We start from the raw sequence: 20,212 nt of genomic DNA on the forward strand, positions 1-20,212 counted from the left end.
ACTGACGCCGGCGTTCAGGGTCCGGAGCACGTACCTGTCTGATCGATGCACGCGGGCCGCACACTCTGAAAGCGACCCAACGGCGTGCTAGGATGGAATCTCCTTCCTGCAGGAGATGCACCATGGAGGACGTCACCTACACCAAAGGCATCTACACGGCCACAGCAAGCGTGCGGCCGGTAGACGGTGGACGCTATCAGGGCGTCGTCGCGCTCGAGCGCGACGAAGGCGACGAGACCGAGAACACGGTCTACGAAGTCGAAAGCGTATCGGCCAGTTCCGAAGAAGCGCTTGAAGAGGCGAAGGCACTCGCCCATCGAATCCTCGGCGAAATCGAGTTCTAGCGGGCGAACGCGGCGTGCGTTCGCCGCGTGCCGCGTCCCGTCCCGCTGCTCACCTCACCGTATTCGTGCCGATGCATCGACATCGTTTGAATGCATCTCGTCGCGCATTGTCGTGCTCAACAGGCGGAGGCGAACATGACTGAACCGCTCTTCCTTTACGGCGTATACGCCATACACGTGCGGCCGCTCGCGTTGCAAGGCGCGCGCTGGGACGCCGAGTATGAAATCCGGCATCGCGACCACGCGGTGCAACGCTGGACGACCGTCGGCGGCGACGCCGGCTACGCGACCGAAGCCGAGGCGATCGAATCCGCGCATCAGCAGGCGGTGGCCGATATCGAACACGGCGCCGGTATTCCGAAGCCGCGCGCGTTTCCTTGAAGCACACATTTCTTGAAGCACACATTTCTTGAAGCACGCATTTCTTGAAGCACGCATTTCTTGAAGCACGCATTTCTTGAAGCACGCATTTCTTGAGGCACGTGTTTCCTTGAAGCACGCGTCTCCTTGAAGCACGCGTTTCCTTGAAGCACGCACCGGCCGCCGCATGATCTGACGGAATGCAGAGCGGCGGCCGGGCGCGACGTCGGCGCGAACCGGTGTGACGAAAATCCACTCGCTGACTGTATGCCGCGTGCTACGCTTTGCGCGTTTTTTCTAACCGAGAGGACGCGATGGCGCACGGCACGTCACCCCGGCCAGACGAGCCGAACCCTTCCCGTCACGATCGTCGTCAGCACGACGCGCGCGTGACCACTCGCACGACGCGCATCCGCGCGCATACGATCGTCACGCAAGGCCTGCCGTTGCGCTTCTGGCAGGATATCTACCACCGCGCGCTGACGATGAAGTGGCCCGTCTTCTTCGGGTCGCTCGGCGGGTTGTTTCTCGTGCTCAACACGGCCTTCGCGTCGCTCTACATGCTCGGCGACGCGCCGATCGCAAACCAGTATCCGCCGGGCTTCGGCGGCGCGTTCTTCTTTAGCGTCGAAACGCTCGCGACGGTCGGCTATGGCGACATGCATCCGCAAACCGTCTACGCGCACCTGGTCGCGACGCTCGAAATCTTCGTCGGCATGTCGGGCATCGCGCTGGCCACCGGCATCGTGTTCGCGCGCTTCTCGAGGCCGCGCGCGCACATCATGTTCGCGCGCTATGCGGTCGTGCATCCGGTTGAAGGACGCACGACGCTGATGGTGCGCACCGCGAACGCGCGGCAAAACGTCATTGCGGAAGCGCGCGCGCGGTTGCGGCTGATGCGCCTCGAAACAACGGCGGAAGGCTATCGCATCCGCCGTATTCTCGATCTGAAACTCGTGCGCGATCAGCATCCGCTCTTCATGTTCGGCTGGAACCTGATGCATGTGATCGACGAGACGAGTCCGCTCTTTGGTGAGACCGCCGAATCGCTTGCGAAGCACCACGCGGAATTGCTGATCACGATCGAAGGCTCGGACGAAAATACCGCACAGACGATGCAGGCGCGGTACGCATGGCCGAGCGACGATATCCGCTGGCAGCATCGCTATGTCGACGTGATACGGGAAGAGGGCAGCGTGACCCACGTCGACTACACATACTTTCACGACGTGATGCCGTTCGAGTCGTCGGCACTTGACGCGGCCCGGCACGAGCACGCGTAACCAGTCTCGCCGAGGCGTCGCGCGCGGCGCGCCCGGCTTCGGCAGATTTATCTCAAAAAAGGCGGAATTCGCCCGGCCGCTCGCGACGTTGCTCCAACGGCACGCGAACTTAGCAAAAATCTTCCCCCATCGGCGCGAAAAAATAGAGTGTCTTTCGTTGCGATGCTGCCATTGAGCTCATCAGGCGCGATGGCGCAGCACGCGAACGGCAAACGCAAGCAACTTGCAGAGCGCCGGGGGAAGCATGGGACCGTTCGTTGCCGGCGCCAAAGCGCCGCTCCGATCGACCTGCGACTCCGGTCGATAACTCGCCGCACAACTCCTGGTAAGCGCTGAATCACTAACCGGGAGTCACGCGGCATGGAGACGCCCCCATGACCGCACGCCTGCCGGATGACGTCGCGCCGAACACCCCGTCCCCCGGCGCGTCCGATAACGACACGCCCGCACTCGCCGCCTACCGGCTTGCCGACAATCTCACCGCGACGCGCGGCCGGATCTTTCTGACCGGCACGCAGGCGCTGGTGCGTCTCGTCCTGATGCAGCGCGCGCTCGATCACGCGCGCGGTCTGCACACCGCCGGCTTCGTCAGCGGCTATCGCGGCTCGCCGCTCGGCGTGGTCGATCAGCAATTGTGGAAAGCCGGCACGCTGCTCGCCGATAACGACATCCGCTTTCTGCCGGCGATCAACGAAGAACTCGGCGGCACCGCGGTGCTCGGCACGCAGCGCGTCGAAGCGGACCCGCAGCGCACCGTCGATGGCGTATTCGCGATGTGGTACGGCAAAGGCCCCGGCGTCGATCGAGCCGGTGACGCGCTCAAGCACGGCAACGCATACGGCTCGTCGCCGCACGGCGGCGTGCTGGTGGTCGCGGGCGACGATCACGGCTGCGTATCGTCGTCGATGCCGCATCAAAGCGACTACGCGATGATGGCGTGGTCGATGCCGATCGTGAACCCGTCGAATATCGCCGATATGCTCGAGTTCGGTCTCTACGGCTGGGCGCTGTCGCGCTGCTCGGGTGCGTGGGTCGGCTTCAAGGCGATCTCGGAGACGGTCGAATCCGGCTCGACGGTCGACCTCGACGCGCTACGCACCGACTGGACCGCCAGCGGCGACTTCGCGGCGCCGGCAGGCGGTCTGCACAATCGCTGGCCCGACCTGCCGAGCCTCGCGATCGAAGCGCGCCTCGCGGCCAAGCTCGACGCGGTACGCCATTTCGCGCGGATCAACAGCATCGACAAATGGATCGCGCCGAGCCCGCATGCGAATGTGGGCATCGTGACCTGCGGCAAGGCGCATCCCGATCTGATGGAGGCGCTGCGCCGCCTCGATCTGACAGCCGCCGACCTCGATGCGGCCGGCGTACGAATCTATAAGGTCGGGCTGTCGTTTCCGCTTGAGATGACGCGCATCGACGCATTCGTCGGCGGACTCACCGAAGTGCTGGTGATCGAAGAAAAAGGCCCGGTCGTCGAACAGCAGATCAAGGATTACCTGTACAACCGGCAGACAGGTTCGCGCCCCGTCGTGATCGGCAAACACGCGGCGGACGGCACGCCGCTGCTGTCCGCACTCGGCGAGCTGCGGCCGTCGCGCATTCTGCCGGTATTCGCGAGCTGGCTCGCGCGGCACAAGCCGGCGCTCGACCGGCGCGAGCGCGTCGTCGATCTGGTCGCGCCGCAGATCCTGTCGAACGAAGCCGATGCGGTGCGGCGCACGCCGTACTTCTGTTCGGGCTGCCCGCACAACACCTCGACGAAAGTGCCGGAAGGCTCGATTGCGCAAGCAGGCATCGGCTGCCATTTCATGGCGTCGTGGATGGAGCGCGATACGACCGGACTGATCCAGATGGGCGGCGAGGGCGTCGACTGGGCCGCGCATTCGATGTTCACGCGCACGCGCCACGTGTTCCAGAACCTCGGCGACGGCACCTACTTTCACTCCGGTATTCTCGCGATCCGCCAGGCAGTCGCGGCCAAAGCGACCATCACGTACAAGATTCTCTATAACGATGCGGTCGCGATGACCGGCGGCCAGCCGGTCGACGGCAGCATCTCGGTGCCGCAGATCGCACGGCAGGTGGAGGCGGAGGGCGTGTCGCACTTCGTCGTGGTCAGCGACGAGCCGGAAAAATATGATGGCCATCATGACCTCTTTCCGAAGGGCACGACGTTCCATCACCGCAGCGAGCTCGACGCGGTGCAGCGCCAGTTGCGCGATATCGACGGCGTGACCGTGCTGATCTACGACCAGACCTGCGCGGCCGAGAAGCGTCGCCGCCGCAAGAAGGGCGAGTTCCCCGATCCCGACAAACGGCTCTTTATCAACGAGGCGGTATGCGAAGGCTGCGGCGATTGCGGCGCGCAGTCGAACTGCCTGTCGGTCGAACCGGTCGAGACGCCGCTTGGCCGCAAGCGCCGCATCGATCAGTCGTCGTGCAACAAGGACTATTCGTGCGTGAACGGCTTCTGTCCGAGCTTCGTCACGATCGAAGGCGGCGCGCTGAAGAAAGCCGCGGGTGTGGCATTCGATCGCGCGGCGCTCGTCGCGCAAGTCGATGCGCTGCCGCAGCCGGCCATCGCGCTCGATGCGGCGCCGTACGACATTCTGGTCACGGGTGTCGGCGGCACCGGCGTAGTGACGGTCGGCGCGCTGATCAGCATGGCTGCGCATCTGGAAGGCAAGAGTGCGTCGGTGCTCGACTTCATGGGGTTCGCGCAGAAGGGCGGCGCGGTGCTGTCATACGTGCGCTTTGCCGCGCGCGACGCATGGCTGAACCAGGTGCGCATCGATACGCAGCAGGCGGACGTGCTGCTCGCGTGCGACATGGTGGTCGGCGCGAGTGCCGACGCACTGCAGACGGTACGGCACGGGCGCACGCGAATCGTCGTGAATATGCACGCGATTCCGACCGCGACCTTCGTGCGCGATCCGGATGCGAACCTGCACGCGAGTGCACTGCTCGACAAGATGCGCGACGCGGCGGGCGGTGAACGGCTTGCGTCGTGCGATGCGCAGGCGCTCGCGACGCGTTTTCTCGGCGACACGATCGGCGCCAATATCGTGACGCTGGGCTTTGCGTGGCAGCTCGGACTCGTGCCGGTGTCGTTCGCGGCGATGATGCGTGCGATCGAGCTGAACAATGTCGCCGTATCGATGAATCAGCTCGCGTTTTCGATCGGGCGGCTCGCGGCCGCCGGCCCCGACGCGCTCGAAAGGTTGTGGCAACAACGACATGCGGGCGCGGCGCCGCGAACTGCGGCTGTCGATGCGGGCGGCACGCTCGATGCGCTTGTCGCGGACCGCGAGGCGCGGCTCGCTGCTTATGGTGGCCGCAAGTATGTGACGCGCTACCGCGCGCTGGTCGATGCGGCGCGGCGTGCGGAGCGCCGCGCGTATGGTGTTGGCGGTGCTGGCGGTGCTGGCGGTGTTGGCGGTGTTGGCGGTGTTGGCGGTGTTGGCGGTGTTGGCGGTGCTGGCAGTACAAACGACGAACGCGATGCAAGCGCCGCCGCGCCCAATGCGTCAGGCGAGCGTGTGAGCCGCGCAGTCGCGACGACCTTCTACCGCCTGCTTGCGGTGAAAGACGAATACGAAGTCGCACGGCTCTACGCGGACCCGGCGTTCCGCGCCGCACTGGAGGCGCAATTCGAAGGCATCGCGGGCAAAGACTTTCGCGTGAAGTTCAATATGGCGCCGCCAGCTTTGTCGCGCGCGGTGAACCACGGTGGCAGCGCCAAGGGCACGCCAGATTCGCCGCCGCGCAAGCGGACCTTCGGCCCATGGATGTGGCCCGTGCTGCGCGTGCTGGCGAGAGGCCGGCGTCTGCGCGGCACGCCGTTCGATCCGTTCGGACGCACGGCGGAGCGCCGCATGGAACGGCAACTCGCCGACGACTATCAGGCGACAATCGAGCGCGCGCTGACGATTCTCACCATCGACACCGCGGACGACATCGCCCAACTCGCGGAACTGCATGCGCGTGTGCGCGGGTACGGTCACGTGAAGCTCGCGAATCTCGCAGCGGTAAAGCGCAGCGAACGCGAACTGGCTGCGCGTCTGAATCTCGACGCGGCAACCGGCATGGCGGTGCGGCACGCGCTGGAACATGCGCGAGGCGCGGGCGCGTTGAAGGGTATTCCGGTAGTGGTTGCGAAGTGACCCGTTGGAACTTAAGGCCGCATCCGGCATAGCAGCGCGGCACGCGCATGGAACATGCGCGAGGCGCGGGCGCGTTGAAGGGTATTCCGGTAGTGGTCGCGAAGTGAGCCGGTTGGAACTTGAGGCAGCTTCCGGCATAGCAGCGCGGCACGCGCTGAAACATGCGCGAGGCGCGAGCGGTCAAGAGCATTCCGGTAGTAACAGCAAAGTGAACTGGCGCAACGCGACACGGCAAGTCTGACGTTTCAATCAGCCGCGCGGCCCAGCCGCCGCATCCAGCAGCGCCCTCGCGCGCGCCACCTTGTCCGCATCGATCGGCGCGCCGCTCTGGCCGCCGACGCGCACGCCGCTGCCGACATGCACCGCCCGCACGCCGGTCGCGGCGACAAAACCCGCCAGCGCATCAACCGTCAGCCCCGCCCCCGCAAGCACCGTGCAATGCGTGCCCCGCGCCTGCGCGACCAGCGCGCGGATAACCGGCTCCGCTTGCAAAACCGACCGCGCACCGCCCGAAGTCAGCACGTTCGTCACCGTGTCGAAGCCAAGCAGCACGTCGAATGCGCGCGGCAAATCGCGCGCTTCATCGAACGCGCGGTGAAACGTAATCGGCAAGCCATCTGCCGCGTCCACCGCTCGCGCGAGCCCATCGCGATCGATCTCGCCCGCCGGCGTCAGCATGCCGATCACGATGCCGTGCGCACGCGCCGCCGCGATCGCGCGCACATCGCGCAGCATCACCGACAGGTCATGCGCATCGAACACGAACGAGTGGCTATGCGGCCGCACGATCACATTCACTGGAATGCGCACCGCATCGAGCACCGCTTCAATCGTGCCGATGCTCGGCGTCAGGCCGCCTTCGCCGAATGCGGTGATCAGTTCGAGACGGTCCGCGCCGGCTTGCGCGGCCGCTTGCGCATCCGCGACCGTCGTCGCAATCACTTCGAGCAGGATGCGCGTGGTTGCGTTTCCGTTTGTGTCTGTACTCGGTTCAGCGGAATCGGGCATGGCTCTCACGTGTCGTCGTCGAAAACGACATGATGTCAGACGCGCCCGTCGTCGAGCCAGTCGATATCGCCGCACAGCACGCAGGTGCGGTCGGCGATCTGCGTCGCGACCGACAGCGTCACGCACGGCACCGCTTCGTTGATCGACAGATACGGCCGCGTGACGTGCACGTGCCCGGGCTCCGCCATCGCGGTGCGGAAGTACGGACGCCTGAGCCAGTTCGCGCCTTGCGCGTCGGCCAACGGCAGAAAGCGCGTCTCGTGCGTCGCGCGGTCCGCGCGCAACATCACGTTGCGCCCGGCCTGACGTCCCTTTGCGTCGAGCAGATAGCAACGCGCCGCGTCGTCCAGCGCGAGGAAGTTCCAGCACACTTCATCGAGCGCTTCGCCGGCCGCGAGGCGTTCCGCGGCACGCTCGAATGCGCGCAGGTACGGCGCAAGCCGGGTCGCTGCGCGCCGCTCGCGCGCTTCGGCAAGCGTCTGGTGGCGCTCGCTCAGCTCGCTGATGCAAGCGGCGGCATGCGCACTGTCGGCAATGCCCGGCGCCGGCCGCGCAAAGTAAAAACCTTGCACGAAGTCGACGTCGCAATCGAGCGCCATATGCGCTTCCTGCTCGGTCTCGACGCCTTCGATCAGCACCAGCTTGCCCGCCTCGTGCAACAGCGCGACAAGGCCCGGCAGAATCGCGGCGACATCCGCGCGATGCGCGGCGTGCGACAGCAGAATGCGGTCGAGCTTCACGATATCCGGATTCAGCTGCCAGATGCGTTCGATATTCGAGTGTCCCGCGCCGAAGTCGTCGAGTGCGATCAGAAAGCCGCGCTCGCGGAACTGACGCACCGCTTCGGCAAGACGCTCGATATCGTCGGCGCTCTGCTCGAGCACCTCGAGCACGATGCGCCGCGGCGGCAGGTTCAGGCGCCGCAGGTTCGCCAGCAGCGACGCCGAATGATAAGGATCGATCAGCGCACCCGGATGGACGTTCAGAAACAGCCACTCGCGCTCAGCGCCGAGCATCCGGAAATTCTCCATATGCAGCACTTGCGCGAGCCGGTCGACCTGCAGCAGGTCGCCGACCCGAGCGGCTTCGCCGAATACATCGATGGGCGACACCGGACGGTCGAACGCATCGTGCGCGCGCAATAAACCCTCGTAGCCGACCGCGCGCATATGCGACACGCTGAAGATCGGCTGGAATACGCTCGTCAGCGCGAGCCCGCCGTGCTGCACCGAGTAGCGCTGCAGCCCCGAGGTCATGCTCAATTCGAATCCATGCGGCGCTGCGGCCGTCCTTTCCTGTTGCGCTGTGGTCATGCGTTCCTCTCACGCGAGAGCGAAGCCGCATCCGTCGCGAATGCGATCCCGCGAGCCCCGTACTGAAAATGTGCGATATCGGTCCCTGTTAAGCAAGCTCCATGCGCACGGTAGCGCACGATCGCGCATGCTTTGCCGTGAGACTTGCACCGCTCTCAAGGTCCGCGTGTCGAGCATGGGGCGCGGCGCACTGCGACGGTGCGCGGCGCCCGATGGCGGACGATACGGGCGCAGGACGCCGCGCGCAGCGCCGCATCCTGCGCGCGCACCTCTTTAGCTTAGGCGCGCTAGCGGCGGCGGCAACCAGGGTTCGATGCAGGATCGGCTATGCGCAACGTGAAGAAACGTCTGGAGGTGAAAGCTCAACGTGAAGAAACGTCTGGAGGTGAAAGCTCAGATCGCGGGTTCCTGCGCCGGCTTGCGGCGCAACAGCGCATAGAGAATGATCGCGCCGAAGGTCGCGGTGCCGATGCCGCCGAGACCGAAGCCGCCGAGCTTCAGCGAGAAGTCGCCGGCGCCGAGCACGAGCGTCACCGCCGCGACAATCAGATTACGGTTGTCGGAGAAATCGACTTTATTGACCACCCAGATGCGCGCGCCGGTCACCGCGATCAGACCGAACACGACGATCGATACGCCGCCGAGCACCGGCCCCGGAATCGTCTGAATCACCGCGCCGAACTTGGGCGAGAAGCCCAGCAGCAGCGCAATGACGGCGGCCATCACGAACACGAGCGTCGAGTAGATTTTCGTGACCGCCATCACGCCGATATTTTCCGCATACGTGGTGACGCCGGTGCCGCCCGCGAAGCCGGACACGACGGTCGCGAAGCCGTCGCCGATAAACGCGCGGCCGATATAGCGGTCGAGGTTTTGCCCGGTCATCGCGGCCACCGCCTTGATGTGGCCGAGGTTCTCCGCCACCAGAATGACCGCGACCGGCGTGAGCAGCGTCATCGCATGCGGATCGAACGCCGGCGCCATAAAGCGCGGCATGCCCCACCACGGCGCATGCGCGACGACCGGGAAATCGATCGGCGCGCCGAGACCCATGCCGTTCGCGACTATTGCGTAGATCACGTAGGCGATCAGCAGGCCGACGAGAATCAGCAGACGCTGGACCATGCCATGCGCGAACACCGCGACCGCGCCGACGCAGATCACCGTGACGAGCGCCATCCACGAGTCGAACGCACTCGCGCTCACGCTCCTGACCGCGATCGGCGCGAGGTTCAGACCGATCACCGCGACGATCGAGCCGGTCACGACCGGCGGCATCAAGGTCTCGATCCATGCGGTGCCCAACGCCGCGACAATCGCCCCGATGATCATATAAACGACGCCGCACGCGATGATGCCGCCGAGCGCAAGCGGAATATTCGGGTTCGGCCCGTGCCCCGCATAGCCGGTCACCGCGATCACGAGCGCAATGAACGAAAAGCTCGAGCCGAGATAGCTCGGCACCCGGCCTCCGGTGATCACGAAGAACCACAGCGTGCCGATCCCCGACATGAAAATGCACAGATTCGGATCGAAACCCATCAGCAGCGGCGCAAGCACGGTCGAGCCGAACATCGCGACCACATGCTGAATGCCCATCGCGAACATCTGCGGCAACGGCAGCCGCTCATCGGTCGAGATCACGCGCTCGCCGGTGCGTTGCGCGAGGCGCCAGCGCGGGAAATAGGATTCGGCCATGGCGGGTTCTCCTCTGTACGGCGTCAATGTTGGTCTGGTTATGGCTTATGCATCGATCAGCCGCATAGGACGGCTGAGCTACGCGCGAGTGTACGGAGAGGCCATTCCACTGACAAGCAAGGCAACCCCATCTTGCGTGGGGCTGAAGTTGGGGTTAAAGCGCCAATTCGAGTCGATTCGATACACAACTTCAGATGAGCATCGAGGCATCGACCATGACGCACGCAGCACGAGATATGAGACGGGATAAGCGCTGAAGCGCCAACTCTTGTCGATTCGCTGAACGGATTGGGACTAGTCTGATTATCAGCACCCACCAGCCTCACTACACTGGTTTGGCTGCGCGACCCCATGTGTAGCGTAAGCGATTTTGTAACTCTCCGACTTTCCGCTCGCACTCCCCGGTGCGAGCGGCTTTTTTTTGTCACTACGGTTCGCAGAACGCAGCAGCCGCGAGCTTTCTCGCATGCGCGCGTACATCGCCGGGCCAGCCATCCGTCATGCTTTCGAAGCGCGCGCGATCGTTCGCATAAAGCGCACGCGTCGCTTCCTCGTAATCCGGCAGATTGCCGCCGATTGCGGTCATGAAACGGTAAGCCGCTTCCTGCGCCTGCCGCATCCGCTCCTTGTCCGAGCCCGCGAGACGCGCCGATTCGACCAGCCTGCGCAGTACAACCGATGCGCCACCCGGCTGCGCATTCAGCCATTCCCAATGACGCGGCAACAGCGTGACCTCACGCGCAACCACGCCGAGCTTCGGCCGGCCGCGGCCGCGCGCCAGGGCAACGCCCGCCGTGTCCGCGGCGTCGGTCGCGCCGCTTTCAGTGTCGGCGGTACCGGCCACGCCGCTCCCGTCATGCGTGCCGTCGTGCGCGAGCCGCGCCAGCACATCGTCGACGCTGCCGCGCAGATCGAACTCCACCGGACGGCTCGTTGCATCGTCGAACACGAGGATTGGCGCACCGCCCGCGCGGTCGTGCGCGCGCTTGACCGCGCGGGCGACCTGCTTCGGCGAGCCGGACGCGATGCGCCGCATGCCCTCGAATGCGGTACAGGTTGCAGGGTGCAAGGTCATCTCGAACGCCTCCATCGAATATGAGTCGCTCGAATATTACCCGGGTATAAAACGAAACGCAATATTACCCGGGTAAATTTCTGGAAGTTGGGGGCACGCACGCGCGCAGCGCGTTGATCAGGTCGAGCGGATCGTATGGCTTGCGCAAATGCAACGGGTTGCTCAACGCGGCCTGCTGGGCGGGCGCGAGTTCGACCGGATAGCCGCTTACGAAAATCACGCGCAGATGCGGCTGGCGGCGGATCGCTTCGAGCGCGAGATCGATGCCGGACTGGCCGGCCAGACCGATATCGGTCAGCAGCACGTCGACCGGCTGCCCGGCAATCACCTGCTGCGCCTCGTCGCTGCCGGCCGCCTCGAAAATCGACAGCCCGAACGTGCGCAGCACTTCGGCCGTGCTCGCGCGCACCATCTCGTCGTCTTCGACAAACAGGATGCGCAGCCCGCGCACCGCATCGAAGGTGTCGTGGCGCGCGTGGTCGACCAGCGTGACCGTTTGCGAATCCGCCGCGTACAGCGTCGGCGAACCGGCGCGCCTCGCGCCGCCCTGCATGCGCAGCGCCTGGCGGATCTTGCGGGCGAGCGCTTCATGCGTGTACGGCTTGCTCAGCAGCTCGACGCCTTCGTCGAGGCGCCCGGCATGCACGATCGCATTGTCCGTGTAGCCGGACGTGAACAGCACCGCAATGCCCGGCTGCCGGTCGCGCGCCTTGCGCGCAAGTTCCGTGCTGCGCAGCGGCCCGGGCATCACGACGTCGGTAAACAACAGATGGATCGGCACGCCGCTCTCGACAATCGCGAGCGCGCTTTGCGCATCCTTCGCGCGTAGCACGTGATAGCCGAGGCTCGACAGCATGTCGACAACGGTCGTGCGCACGTCCGCATCGTCCTCGACCACCAGAACCGTTTCGGCGCCGCCCTCCGACGGCCCCGCGTCGACATCCGTCTCGAGGTCTTCCTGCTGGCGCACGCGCGGCAGATAGAGGCGGATCGTCGTGCCCTGGCCGGGCTCGCTGTAGATCTTCACGTGCCCGCCCGACTGCTTGACGAAGCCGTACACCATGCTCAAGCCGAGGCCCGTTCCCTGGCCTTCGCGTTTGGTCGTGAAAAACGGCTCGAACACATGCTCCTGCACTTCGGGCGACATGCCCGCGCCGGTATCGGTGACCGCGACCATCACGTACTGGCCGGGCACCACGTCCGCGTTGCGTTTCGCGTACGCATCGTCGAGCGATGTGTTGCCCGCTTCGATGGTCAGCTTGCCGAGGCCGTTCATTGCGTCGCGCGCGTTGATCGCCAGATTGAGCAGCGCGTTTTCGACCTGAAACGGATCGACGAGCGTGTTCCACAAGCCGCCCGATATGATCGTCTCGATCTCGATGCCGTCGCCGAGCGCGCGGCGCAGCATATCGTCGAGGCCGCGCACGAAGCGCCCGAGATTCACCACCTTCGGCGCGAGCGGCTGACGCCGTCCGAACGCGAGCAGTTGCGACGCGAGCTTCGCGCCGCGCGCGACGCCGGCCAGCGCATTGCGCACCCGCTGCGCGGGCCGCTCAGAACCCGCGACATCTTCCGCAAGCAGTTGCAGATTGCCGCCGACCACCTGCAGCAAGTTGTTGAAGTCGTGCGCGACACCGCCCGTCAGCTTGCCGATCGCCTCCATTTTCTGCGCGAAGCGCAGCGCGTCTTCCGCGTGCCGCAGCGCTTCCTGCGTCTCGCGATCCGCGGTGACGTCGCGCCCCACGCCGTGAATCCGCTCGGTGCCGGGGTCGAGCGCGAAGGTCCACGCGATCCAGCTCCATCGGCCGTCGCTGCGGCGCAGCCGGTTCTCGCAACGCGTCGGCGCACCCGTCACACGCAACTCCTGCGTGCGCGCGTTGACGAGTTCGAGATCGTCCGGATGAACCAGATCGAAAAACGACTGCATCGTCAGTGTCCAGGCGGGGTGCCCGAGCACGCGCGTCCACGATGGACTCACGCGTTGCAGCGCGCCGTCGAGCCCGACCACGACGAGCAGATCTTCGCTGAGCTCCCATAGACGATCGCGGTCCGCAACCGCCTCGGCAACGCGCGCCTCGAGGGTCTCGTTCAGGTTGTGCAGCGCCGCTTGCGCCTTCGCGCGCGCGGCGATCTCGGCCTGCGCGGCCTGATAAAGCCGCGCGTTGTCGATCGCGCTCGCCGCCTGCGCCGCGATGCCCGCGAGAAACCGCTCGGAGCGCGCGGTGAACACACCCGCCTCCGGATGACCGAAGAAGAGGCCGCCCAGCACTTCGCCGGTACGCGACACCACCGGCGCCGCGAGATAGCTGGTCACTTTCAGATGTCCCGGCGGCATGCCGTAGTGCGGCTCGCTCAGGCCGTAGCGCGGGTCCTTCGTGATGTCGTCGGCGCGCATCATCCCTTCGCCGTTGAAGGTCGGCGCGAACACCGCGGTATTGCGCGGCATCGGAAACTTCGCAAAGGTGTCCTTCGGCACGCCCGACAGCGTGTACAGCGTATAGCGGCCGCCGTCTTCGTCCTGCACGTTGTAGAAGAACGAGCCGAACGCGGCGCCGGTCAGCTCGGTCGCCGCATCGGTGACGATCTGCACTGCGCGGTTCAGGTCGAGTTCCGCGGCAACCGCGGTGCCGACCCGGTTCAGAATTTCGAGCGTGCGCGTTTCGTCAGCGAGGCGTTGCCGCGTTTCGCGCCGCAGCCGCGCGAGCTGCAGGTTGCCGGCCACGCGCGCGAGCAGTTCGCGCGCGGAAAAAGGCTTCGTCAGATAGTCGTCGGCGCCGGCTTCGAGGCCGCCGACCTTCGCCTCTTCGCCCGCGCGCGCGGACAGCAGCAACACCGGCGTTTCGCGCAGTTGCGGGTCGGCGCGCAGTTCGCGCAACAGGCCGAAGCCGTCCAGACGCGGCATCATCAGGTCCGACACGACGAGATCCGGCGGCGCCGTGCGAATCGCGTCGAGCGCCGCGGCGCCGTCGTCGGCCACGCGCACGTCGTGACCCGCGGCGCTCAGGATGCGGCGCATGTAGTCGCGCAAATCCGCGTTGTCGTCGACCACCAGCACGCGGGCCGCGGCGCCGTTCGCCGACGCCGCGCCGCCGTCCAGCGCCTCCGCGCTGCGACGCCATGCGTCGTCCGCATCCGCGTCGGGATCGACGACGCCTGCGCCGTCGGGCAGCCAGCGCGACGCCGCTTCGACATACGATTGCGCCTGCTTGCTGGTCGTCGCGGGAGTCGCCTGTGCGTGCCGCGGCGGCATGCCGGACGCAACTGCGGACGCAACCGCAGACGCAACCGCGGGCGCCGCGGCGGGTTCGCTGCCGGCGGGCATCGCCACGGTAAAGCAGGTGCCGATGCCAAGCCGGCTGTCGACGCGAATCGCGCCGCCGTGCAGCCGCACCAGTTCCTGCACCAGCGCGAGCCCGATGCCGCTGCCTTCGACCGAGCGCGCCGTCGCGCCCTCGACCCGATGAAACCGCTCGAAGAGGCGCGGCACTTCGTGCTCGGGAATGCCGATGCCGGTGTCCGATACGCACACTTCGATGTTGCCGTCTGCCGCGGTCTTCACGCTGACGGTAATCGTGCCGGACAGCGTGAACTTGAACGCGTTCGACAGCAGGTTCAACACGATCTTTTCCCACATGTCGCGATCGATCTCGACCAGATGCGGCAACGGCGCGCAGTCGACGACCAGCGTCATGCCCGCGGCTTCGACCGCCGAGCGGAACAGCGACGCGAGCTCGGCCGTGAATGCGGCAAGATCGGTCGGCTCGCGATGAATCTGGATGCGCCCGGCCTCGAGGCGCGAGAAGTCGAGCAGCGCGTTGACAAGCTTGAGCAGCCGCAAGCTGTTGCGATAGGTGACTTCGATCAGCTCGCGCCGCGCGCCGCCGGACGATTCGGGCTGCGCGAGCATTTCCTCGAGCGGACCGAGCATCAGCGTGAGCGGCGTGCGGAACTCGTGGCTGATGTTCGAGAAGAACACGGTCTTCGCGCGATCGATCTCGGCGAGCGCTTCCGCGCGCCGGCGTTCTTCCTCGTACGCGTGCGCATAGCCGATCGCCGCGCCGATCTGCCGCGCAACGAGGTTCAGGAACGCGCGATAGCTGTCGTCGAACAGCCGAAACGGGTTCAGGCCGACGATCAGCACGCCGCCTCGGCCGCGCTCGCCGCTCGGCTGCACCGGCAGCACCGCTGCCTGGCTCGGCCGCTGCGTCCACGCGCCGCCGGGCAGCGCATCGCCGAAGCGCTCGGCAAGCCCGCTCACCACCTTGATCAACTGGCGCCGCTGCACTTCGGCGAACGGCCACGGCGGCGCCTTGTCCGCCTGCATCGATTCGGGCGCAGCCTCATGACCGGCCGCGATGCCGCACGCGCCGACAAGCGACACGCTCGTGCTGCCGGGCTCGCCTGAATAAAACATCGCGAATGGAATGTCGCGCGGATCGGTCGCCAGCGCGCGCATGCTGAATTCGCAGGCCTCGCGCCACGTCCGCGCCTCGTTGTTCGCCGCGCCGATCTCGCGCAACAGCGTGAGTTGCCGCTCGCCGATCACGCGCGCGGTGTCATCGCTATTCGCGCAGATGATGCCGCCGGTGCCGCCGTGATCGTCCGGAACCGGGCTGTACGAGAACGTGTAGTAGGTCTCTTCCGGGTAGCCGTTGCGCTCCATGATCAACAGCTTCTGCTCGGTATAGGTGCCTTCCGCGCCGGTGAGCGCGGTGTCGAGCAGCGGCCCGATCTCATGCCAGATCTCGTGCCAGACCGTCGAGGTCGGCTGCCCGAGCGCGACCGGATGCTTGCCGCCGATGATCGACTTGTACGGGTCGTTGTAGAAGAACAGCAACTCGGGGCCCCAGCCGACCCAGATCGGCTGGCGCGATGTCAGCATGATGCGGATCGCGGTCTTCAGGCTCTGCGGCCAGCCGTCGGGCGGCCCGAGCGGCGTCTTCGACCAGTCATGGGCGGCGATCAGCGCGCCTGTGTCGCCGCCGCCGCGCAGAAACGCGGGGGCGGCGCTGACCATCGGCACGCCCGCCATCGAGTTGTCCGCTTTCATCACGCGTTCTCCTCACTCGCCAGCGCCGTGGGCGCACTGCCTGCCACAGATTGCGCCTGCGGACCTGTCCGCTTTACGATTCAGCGGTTCGTCTCGCTGTCCCAGCCGGTCGCTCCAGTCGCTCCAGTCGCGCCGACCGCTCCGATCATTTACGCAGGCGGATCGGTTTGCAGCTCGAAGCCCGGATTGCGCGGCTGCCCGTCGGCGCCGTAAGCCGCGATCACGCGCTCGACGTCGTCGAGCGACGCCGGCTTCACCAGATGGTGATCGAAACCGGCCGCGCGCGTGCGCCGCCGGTCGCTCTCCTGTCCATAGCCGGTCAGCGCGATCAGCAGCGCGCCCGCGGTCGCCTGCTGCGCACGCAACGCGCGCGCGACATGGTAACCATCGAGGTCGGGCAAGCCGATATCGAGGATCACCACCTCCGGTTTGAATCCGGGCGCCACCGATAGCGCCGATGCGCCGTCATACGCGACCCGCACGTCGTGGCCGAGCATTTCGAGCAGCACGGACATCGATTCGGCGCCGTCGACGCTATCGTCGACGATCATCACGCGGCGCTTCGACGCCGGCGCGGCAGCCACCGCCGCCTGCTCCGTTGCGGCCGCATATTCGGGCGTCATCGCGACCGGCAGCCGCACGACGAACTCGCAGCCCCGGCCGATGCCTTCCGAGCGCGCTTCGATCGACCCGCCGTGCAGTTCGGTGAGCGTGCGCGCAAGCGACAGCCCGATGCCGAGCCCGCCTTCCGAGCGCGCGAGCGAATCGGCCGACTGCATGAACAGATTGAACACGTCAGCCAGTTCCGCGGGCGGAATGCCGATGCCGTTGTCAGCGACGCGAATCGCCACCGAACCGTCCGTCACGCGCACGTCGAGCTCGATCGCGCCGCCGTCGGGCGTGTACTTCGCCGCATTCGACAGCAGATTGCCGATCACCTGCGCGACGCGGATCGGGTCGCCGCGAATCACGCACGGCACGTCGGGCACGCTCACGCTTAGCGTGTGATGCTTGCGCTCGATTGACGGCTGGTTCGTTTCGACCGCGGTCGCAACCGCCGACGCGAGGTCGACGGATTCCATGCGCAGCGTGATCTTGCCGTGCGTGATGCGCGACACGTCGAGCAGATCGTCGACCAGCCGGCTCAGATGCTCGACCTGGCGGCGCGCGATCATCCGCGCGTCGCGTACCACCGCGTCGGCCGCGTGATATTTCGGGTCCATCAGTTCGACCGCGTTGCGGATCGGCGCGAGCGGATTGCGCAACTCATGCGCAAGCGTCGCGAGAAACTGGTCCTTGCGGCGGTCGGCGTCGCGCAGCGCTTCCTCGGCGCGGTGCAGCCGCAACAGCGCACGCACATTCGCGACAAGCTCGGCCGGCTCGATCGGTTCGGTCAGGTAACTGTCCGCGCCGCCTTCGAGCGCGCGCACCTTGTCGAGCGATTGCACCGCGGCGGCCGAGGTCTGCAGCACGAGTGTCGAACGCGTCTGCGGATCGCGCTTGAGGCGCGAACACACCTCGATGCCGTTGATGTCGGGCAGCTTCACGTCGAGCAGCACCAGCGCGGGCTTGCGTGCGCGCACCTGGTCGAGCGCGCCCTGGCCGGTCGCCGCTTCGATCACCTCGAAGCCTGCGTGAATCAGCACGCGCGTCTTCGCATAGCGGGCGCCGTCGTTGTCGTCGACGTTCAGAATGAGCGAGGCCGGAAGTGTCATGCCCGGTCTCCGCGTGCCGCGAGTGCGGGATCGCCGGGCGCGCCGCCCGCGTCGCCCGCGCGGTCGAGGCCGACCGGCACGCCGGCGCCGGCCGTGCCTTCAGGCCCGGCGGCATCGTTCGGCAAGACGAGCCGGACCGGCAGCGTCGCATAGAAAGTCGAGCCGACGCCGAACTTGCTGTCGACGCCCACGTATCCGCCGAGCAGCGCGGCCAGCTTGCGGCATAGCGGCAAACCGAGGCCGGTGCCTTTGACGCGCTGCTGCAAATGGCTTTGCACTTGGCCGAATTCCTCGAATATCACTTGCTGGTGCTCCTCCGCTATGCCGATGCCGGTGTCGGCGACGGTGAACCTGATCTGTTCACCGTCCGGCTCGAGCTGCGCACCCACGCGAATCTCGCCCCGCTCGGTAAATTTGAGCGCATTGGAGACGAAATTACGCAGGATCTGCGTGAGCTTCGCCTCGTCGGTAAAGATCACAGGCAGTCCTTCCGTATCTTCGAAAATGAGCCGTACTGCCGGATCGGCCAGCAGCGGCGTGAGCATCGTGCGCAGCGCGGCAAACAGCCCGGACAGCCGGAACGAGGTCGGCAGCACATCCGTTCTGCCTGCTTCGATCTTTGCGAGGTCGAGCAGATCGTTGACGATTTCGGTCAGATCCTCGGCCGATTTGCGAATCAGTAGCACCTGGCGTTCCTGTTCTTCGGTGAGCTCGCCATCGAGCCGGTTGACCAGCAGATTCGACAGCGCGCGAATCGAACTCAGCGGCGTGCGCAACTCGTGGCTCATGTTCGACAGGAAGCGCGTTTTCATGGTGTCCGCGCGGCGCAGCTCGTCCGCGCGCTCATCGAGTTCCGCATACAGCGCCACCACACCGCGATTGGTCGCTTCGAGCTCCTGCGTCAGGCGCAGCAGTTCTTCCTGGCGGTCGCGCAACTCGGTCAGCGTCGCCAGCAGTTCGCGGTTCTGCTCCTGCATCTCGGCGAAAGAATCGAGCGCCGCCGCGTCGAGCGGCGTGGAGCCGGCGCGCGTGCGCGCCGGCTCCTGCATCAGCGACCTCACGATCGCGTCGATGCCGAGCGGCGCGACGTCCGCGCGATCCGGCGGCAGCAGCCGCGCCATCGATACCGTCGTGCCGGTTTGCGGCGACGACTCGATCACGCAGCGATCCATCAGCCGGCGGCTGCCTGCGATGCCGCGGCCCATGCCGGTGGGCGACCGGTAGCTGCCGTCGAGCACCGCCTCGAGATCGCGAATGCCGGGTCCGCGGTCGCGCACGTCGATCAGGAACGCCTGCGGCTTCGCGTGCACGTCGAAGGCGAAGATCACTTCGCCGCCGTCCGCGTACTCGAACGCATTGCGCGCGATCTCGGACACCGCGCTCGCAATGCGCGTCTGATCGAGCGGTGAAAAACCGAGACCGGCCGCAATGCTGCGTGCCCGGCGGCGCGCCGCGACCACATCTTCTTCGGCCTCAAGCCGGATTCGCAGTATCTGGGTTGCCATGCGTGAAATGTACTCCGTGCTCCGCTTTGACCACCACCACAGTCGCATCGTCGCGGCCGCGCGCGAAATCGCGATACAGCACCGCGGCGATCACCACCGCGGGCTGCAGATGCAGGCCGGGATACGCGGACAGATCCCAGCGCGTGCCGATGCCGTCTGAATGCAGGATCAGCAATGCATCGCGCGTCCAGGGCACTTCGAATTCCTGTGCATCGCGCATCGTGTGACCGACGATACCGTTGCGCGAACTGAGCTGCCAGCTTCGACGCTCGCTTGACGCGGGCGCGGCGGCGAGCGGCATCCCGGCCTGCGCCGATACGAGCACCGGGTGGCTCGTGCCCGACACCGCGGCCGAGATATTGCCGGTGCCCGAAAACGACAGCTGCGAGCGCGCCAGATCGATACGCACGATCGCCACCGCGGCGCCGCGCGTCGAGCGCAACGCATCGTGTGCGTACTGCATCAGCTGTGCGGGCAAGCGGCCCGCGCGGCGATGCACCGCGTGGATCGCGCCGGCCGCGGCGACATGCGCATCGGGTCCGTGCCCGAGACCGTCGGCGACCGTCACCGTCAAGCCCTGCTGATCGACTTCGACACCCCACGCGTCGCCGCACACCAGTTCGCCCGGATACGGCACGCTGACACCGCCGATATCGGTGCCGGACGCGGGCGGCGACGCGTGGCGCGCATCGGCC

Annotated in this window: 11 protein-coding genes and 2 pseudogenes; 5 read left to right on the forward strand and 8 right to left on the reverse strand. The window is 66.2% G+C overall.

The genetic code is table 11. The annotated features are described in order from the left end of the window. Positions 1-122 precede the first annotated feature (122 nt). The 5 genes and pseudogenes from HV675_RS12970 to HV675_RS32855 form a co-directional block, all read left to right on the forward strand. Positions 123-344: a hypothetical protein gene (locus HV675_RS12970; RefSeq protein WP_175111315.1), complete on the forward strand. Its 222-nt coding sequence runs from the start codon at positions 123-125 to the stop codon at positions 342-344. 135 nt (positions 345-479) lie between these two features. Then, a complete protein-coding gene (locus tag HV675_RS12975; RefSeq protein ID WP_175111316.1) occupies positions 480-725 on the forward strand; it encodes a hypothetical protein in 246 nt (81 codons plus the stop codon). Between the two features lie 293 nt (positions 726-1,018). Next, the gene (locus HV675_RS12980) at positions 1,019-1,987 is read left to right on the forward strand and encodes an ion channel (protein ID WP_175111317.1); all 969 of its coding nucleotides are present in this window, start codon (positions 1,019-1,021) and stop codon (positions 1,985-1,987) included. Positions 1,988-2,361: 374 nt separating this feature from the next. After that, a pseudogene (locus HV675_RS12985) lies at positions 2,362-5,379 on the forward strand (indolepyruvate ferredoxin oxidoreductase family protein); the annotation flags it as partial. A gap of 126 nt (positions 5,380-5,505) precedes the next feature. Then, positions 5,506-6,153, forward strand: a pseudogene (locus tag HV675_RS32855) (DUF6537 domain-containing protein); the annotation flags it as partial. 249 nt (positions 6,154-6,402) lie between these two features. On the opposite strand, the gene HV675_RS12990 reads toward HV675_RS32855, so the two are convergent. The 8 genes from HV675_RS12990 to HV675_RS13025 all read right to left on the reverse strand — a co-directional run. Next, positions 6,403-7,161, reverse strand: coding sequence for a copper homeostasis protein CutC (locus tag HV675_RS12990; protein WP_175111319.1), 759 nt, complete (start codon positions 7,159-7,161; stop codon positions 6,403-6,405). Between the two features lie 35 nt (positions 7,162-7,196). Beyond that, complete coding sequence (locus HV675_RS12995; protein ID WP_175111320.1) at positions 7,197-8,474, reverse strand: sensor domain-containing phosphodiesterase; 1,278 nt, start codon at positions 8,472-8,474, stop codon at positions 7,197-7,199. A 393-nt stretch (positions 8,475-8,867) separates the two neighbouring features. Continuing rightward, on the reverse strand, positions 8,868-10,172 hold the full coding sequence (locus HV675_RS13000) for a solute carrier family 23 protein (protein ID WP_175111321.1): 1,305 nt from the start codon (positions 10,170-10,172) through the stop codon (positions 8,868-8,870). 427 nt (positions 10,173-10,599) lie between these two features. Further along, positions 10,600-11,247: a DUF2239 family protein gene (locus HV675_RS13005; RefSeq protein WP_175111322.1), complete on the reverse strand. Its 648-nt coding sequence runs from the start codon at positions 11,245-11,247 to the stop codon at positions 10,600-10,602. A 64-nt stretch (positions 11,248-11,311) separates the two neighbouring features. Continuing rightward, complete coding sequence (locus HV675_RS13010) at positions 11,312-16,297, reverse strand: response regulator (RefSeq protein ID WP_175111323.1); 4,986 nt, start codon at positions 16,295-16,297, stop codon at positions 11,312-11,314. Positions 16,298-16,446: 149 nt separating this feature from the next. Next, positions 16,447-18,012 (reverse strand): response regulator, encoded by a 1,566-nt coding sequence (locus tag HV675_RS13015; RefSeq protein ID WP_175111324.1) that lies wholly within the window; start codon positions 18,010-18,012, stop codon positions 16,447-16,449. After that, positions 18,009-19,517, reverse strand: a complete 1,509-nt coding sequence (locus HV675_RS13020; protein ID WP_175111325.1) for a sensor histidine kinase — start codon at positions 19,515-19,517, stop codon at positions 18,009-18,011. Before HV675_RS13020 ends, HV675_RS13015 begins: the two co-directional genes overlap by 4 nt. Next, the coding region (locus tag HV675_RS13025; protein WP_175111326.1) for a SpoIIE family protein phosphatase at positions 19,486-20,212 on the reverse strand (727 nt) is incomplete at its 5' end. The genes HV675_RS13020 and HV675_RS13025, both read right to left, overlap by 32 nt.

The sequence above is a fragment of the Paraburkholderia solisilvae genome (genome assembly GCF_902859875.1).
In the GTDB taxonomy this organism is placed as follows: Bacteria; Pseudomonadota; Gammaproteobacteria; order Burkholderiales; family Burkholderiaceae; genus Paraburkholderia; species Paraburkholderia solisilvae.

Excerpts from the sequence above, each read along its gene's own strand:
- HV675_RS12970 (WP_175111315.1), top strand. The coding sequence starts at position 123 with ATGGAGGACGTCACCTACACCAAAGGCATCTACACGGCCACAGCAAGC.
- HV675_RS12975 (WP_175111316.1), top strand. The coding sequence starts at position 480 with ATGACTGAACCGCTCTTCCTTTACGGCGTATACGCCATACACGTGCGG.
- HV675_RS12980 (WP_175111317.1), top strand. The coding sequence starts at position 1,019 with ATGGCGCACGGCACGTCACCCCGGCCAGACGAGCCGAACCCTTCCCGT.
- HV675_RS12990 (WP_175111319.1), bottom strand. The coding sequence starts at position 7,161 with ATGCCCGATTCCGCTGAACCGAGTACAGACACAAACGGAAACGCAACC.
- HV675_RS12995 (WP_175111320.1), bottom strand. The coding sequence starts at position 8,474 with ATGACCACAGCGCAACAGGAAAGGACGGCCGCAGCGCCGCATGGATTC.
- HV675_RS13000 (WP_175111321.1), bottom strand. The coding sequence starts at position 10,172 with ATGGCCGAATCCTATTTCCCGCGCTGGCGCCTCGCGCAACGCACCGGC.
- HV675_RS13005 (WP_175111322.1), bottom strand. The coding sequence starts at position 11,247 with ATGACCTTGCACCCTGCAACCTGTACCGCATTCGAGGGCATGCGGCGC.
- HV675_RS13010 (WP_175111323.1), bottom strand. The coding sequence starts at position 16,297 with ATGAAAGCGGACAACTCGATGGCGGGCGTGCCGATGGTCAGCGCCGCC.
- HV675_RS13015 (WP_175111324.1), bottom strand. The coding sequence starts at position 18,012 with ATGACACTTCCGGCCTCGCTCATTCTGAACGTCGACGACAACGACGGC.
- HV675_RS13020 (WP_175111325.1), bottom strand. The coding sequence starts at position 19,517 with ATGGCAACCCAGATACTGCGAATCCGGCTTGAGGCCGAAGAAGATGTG.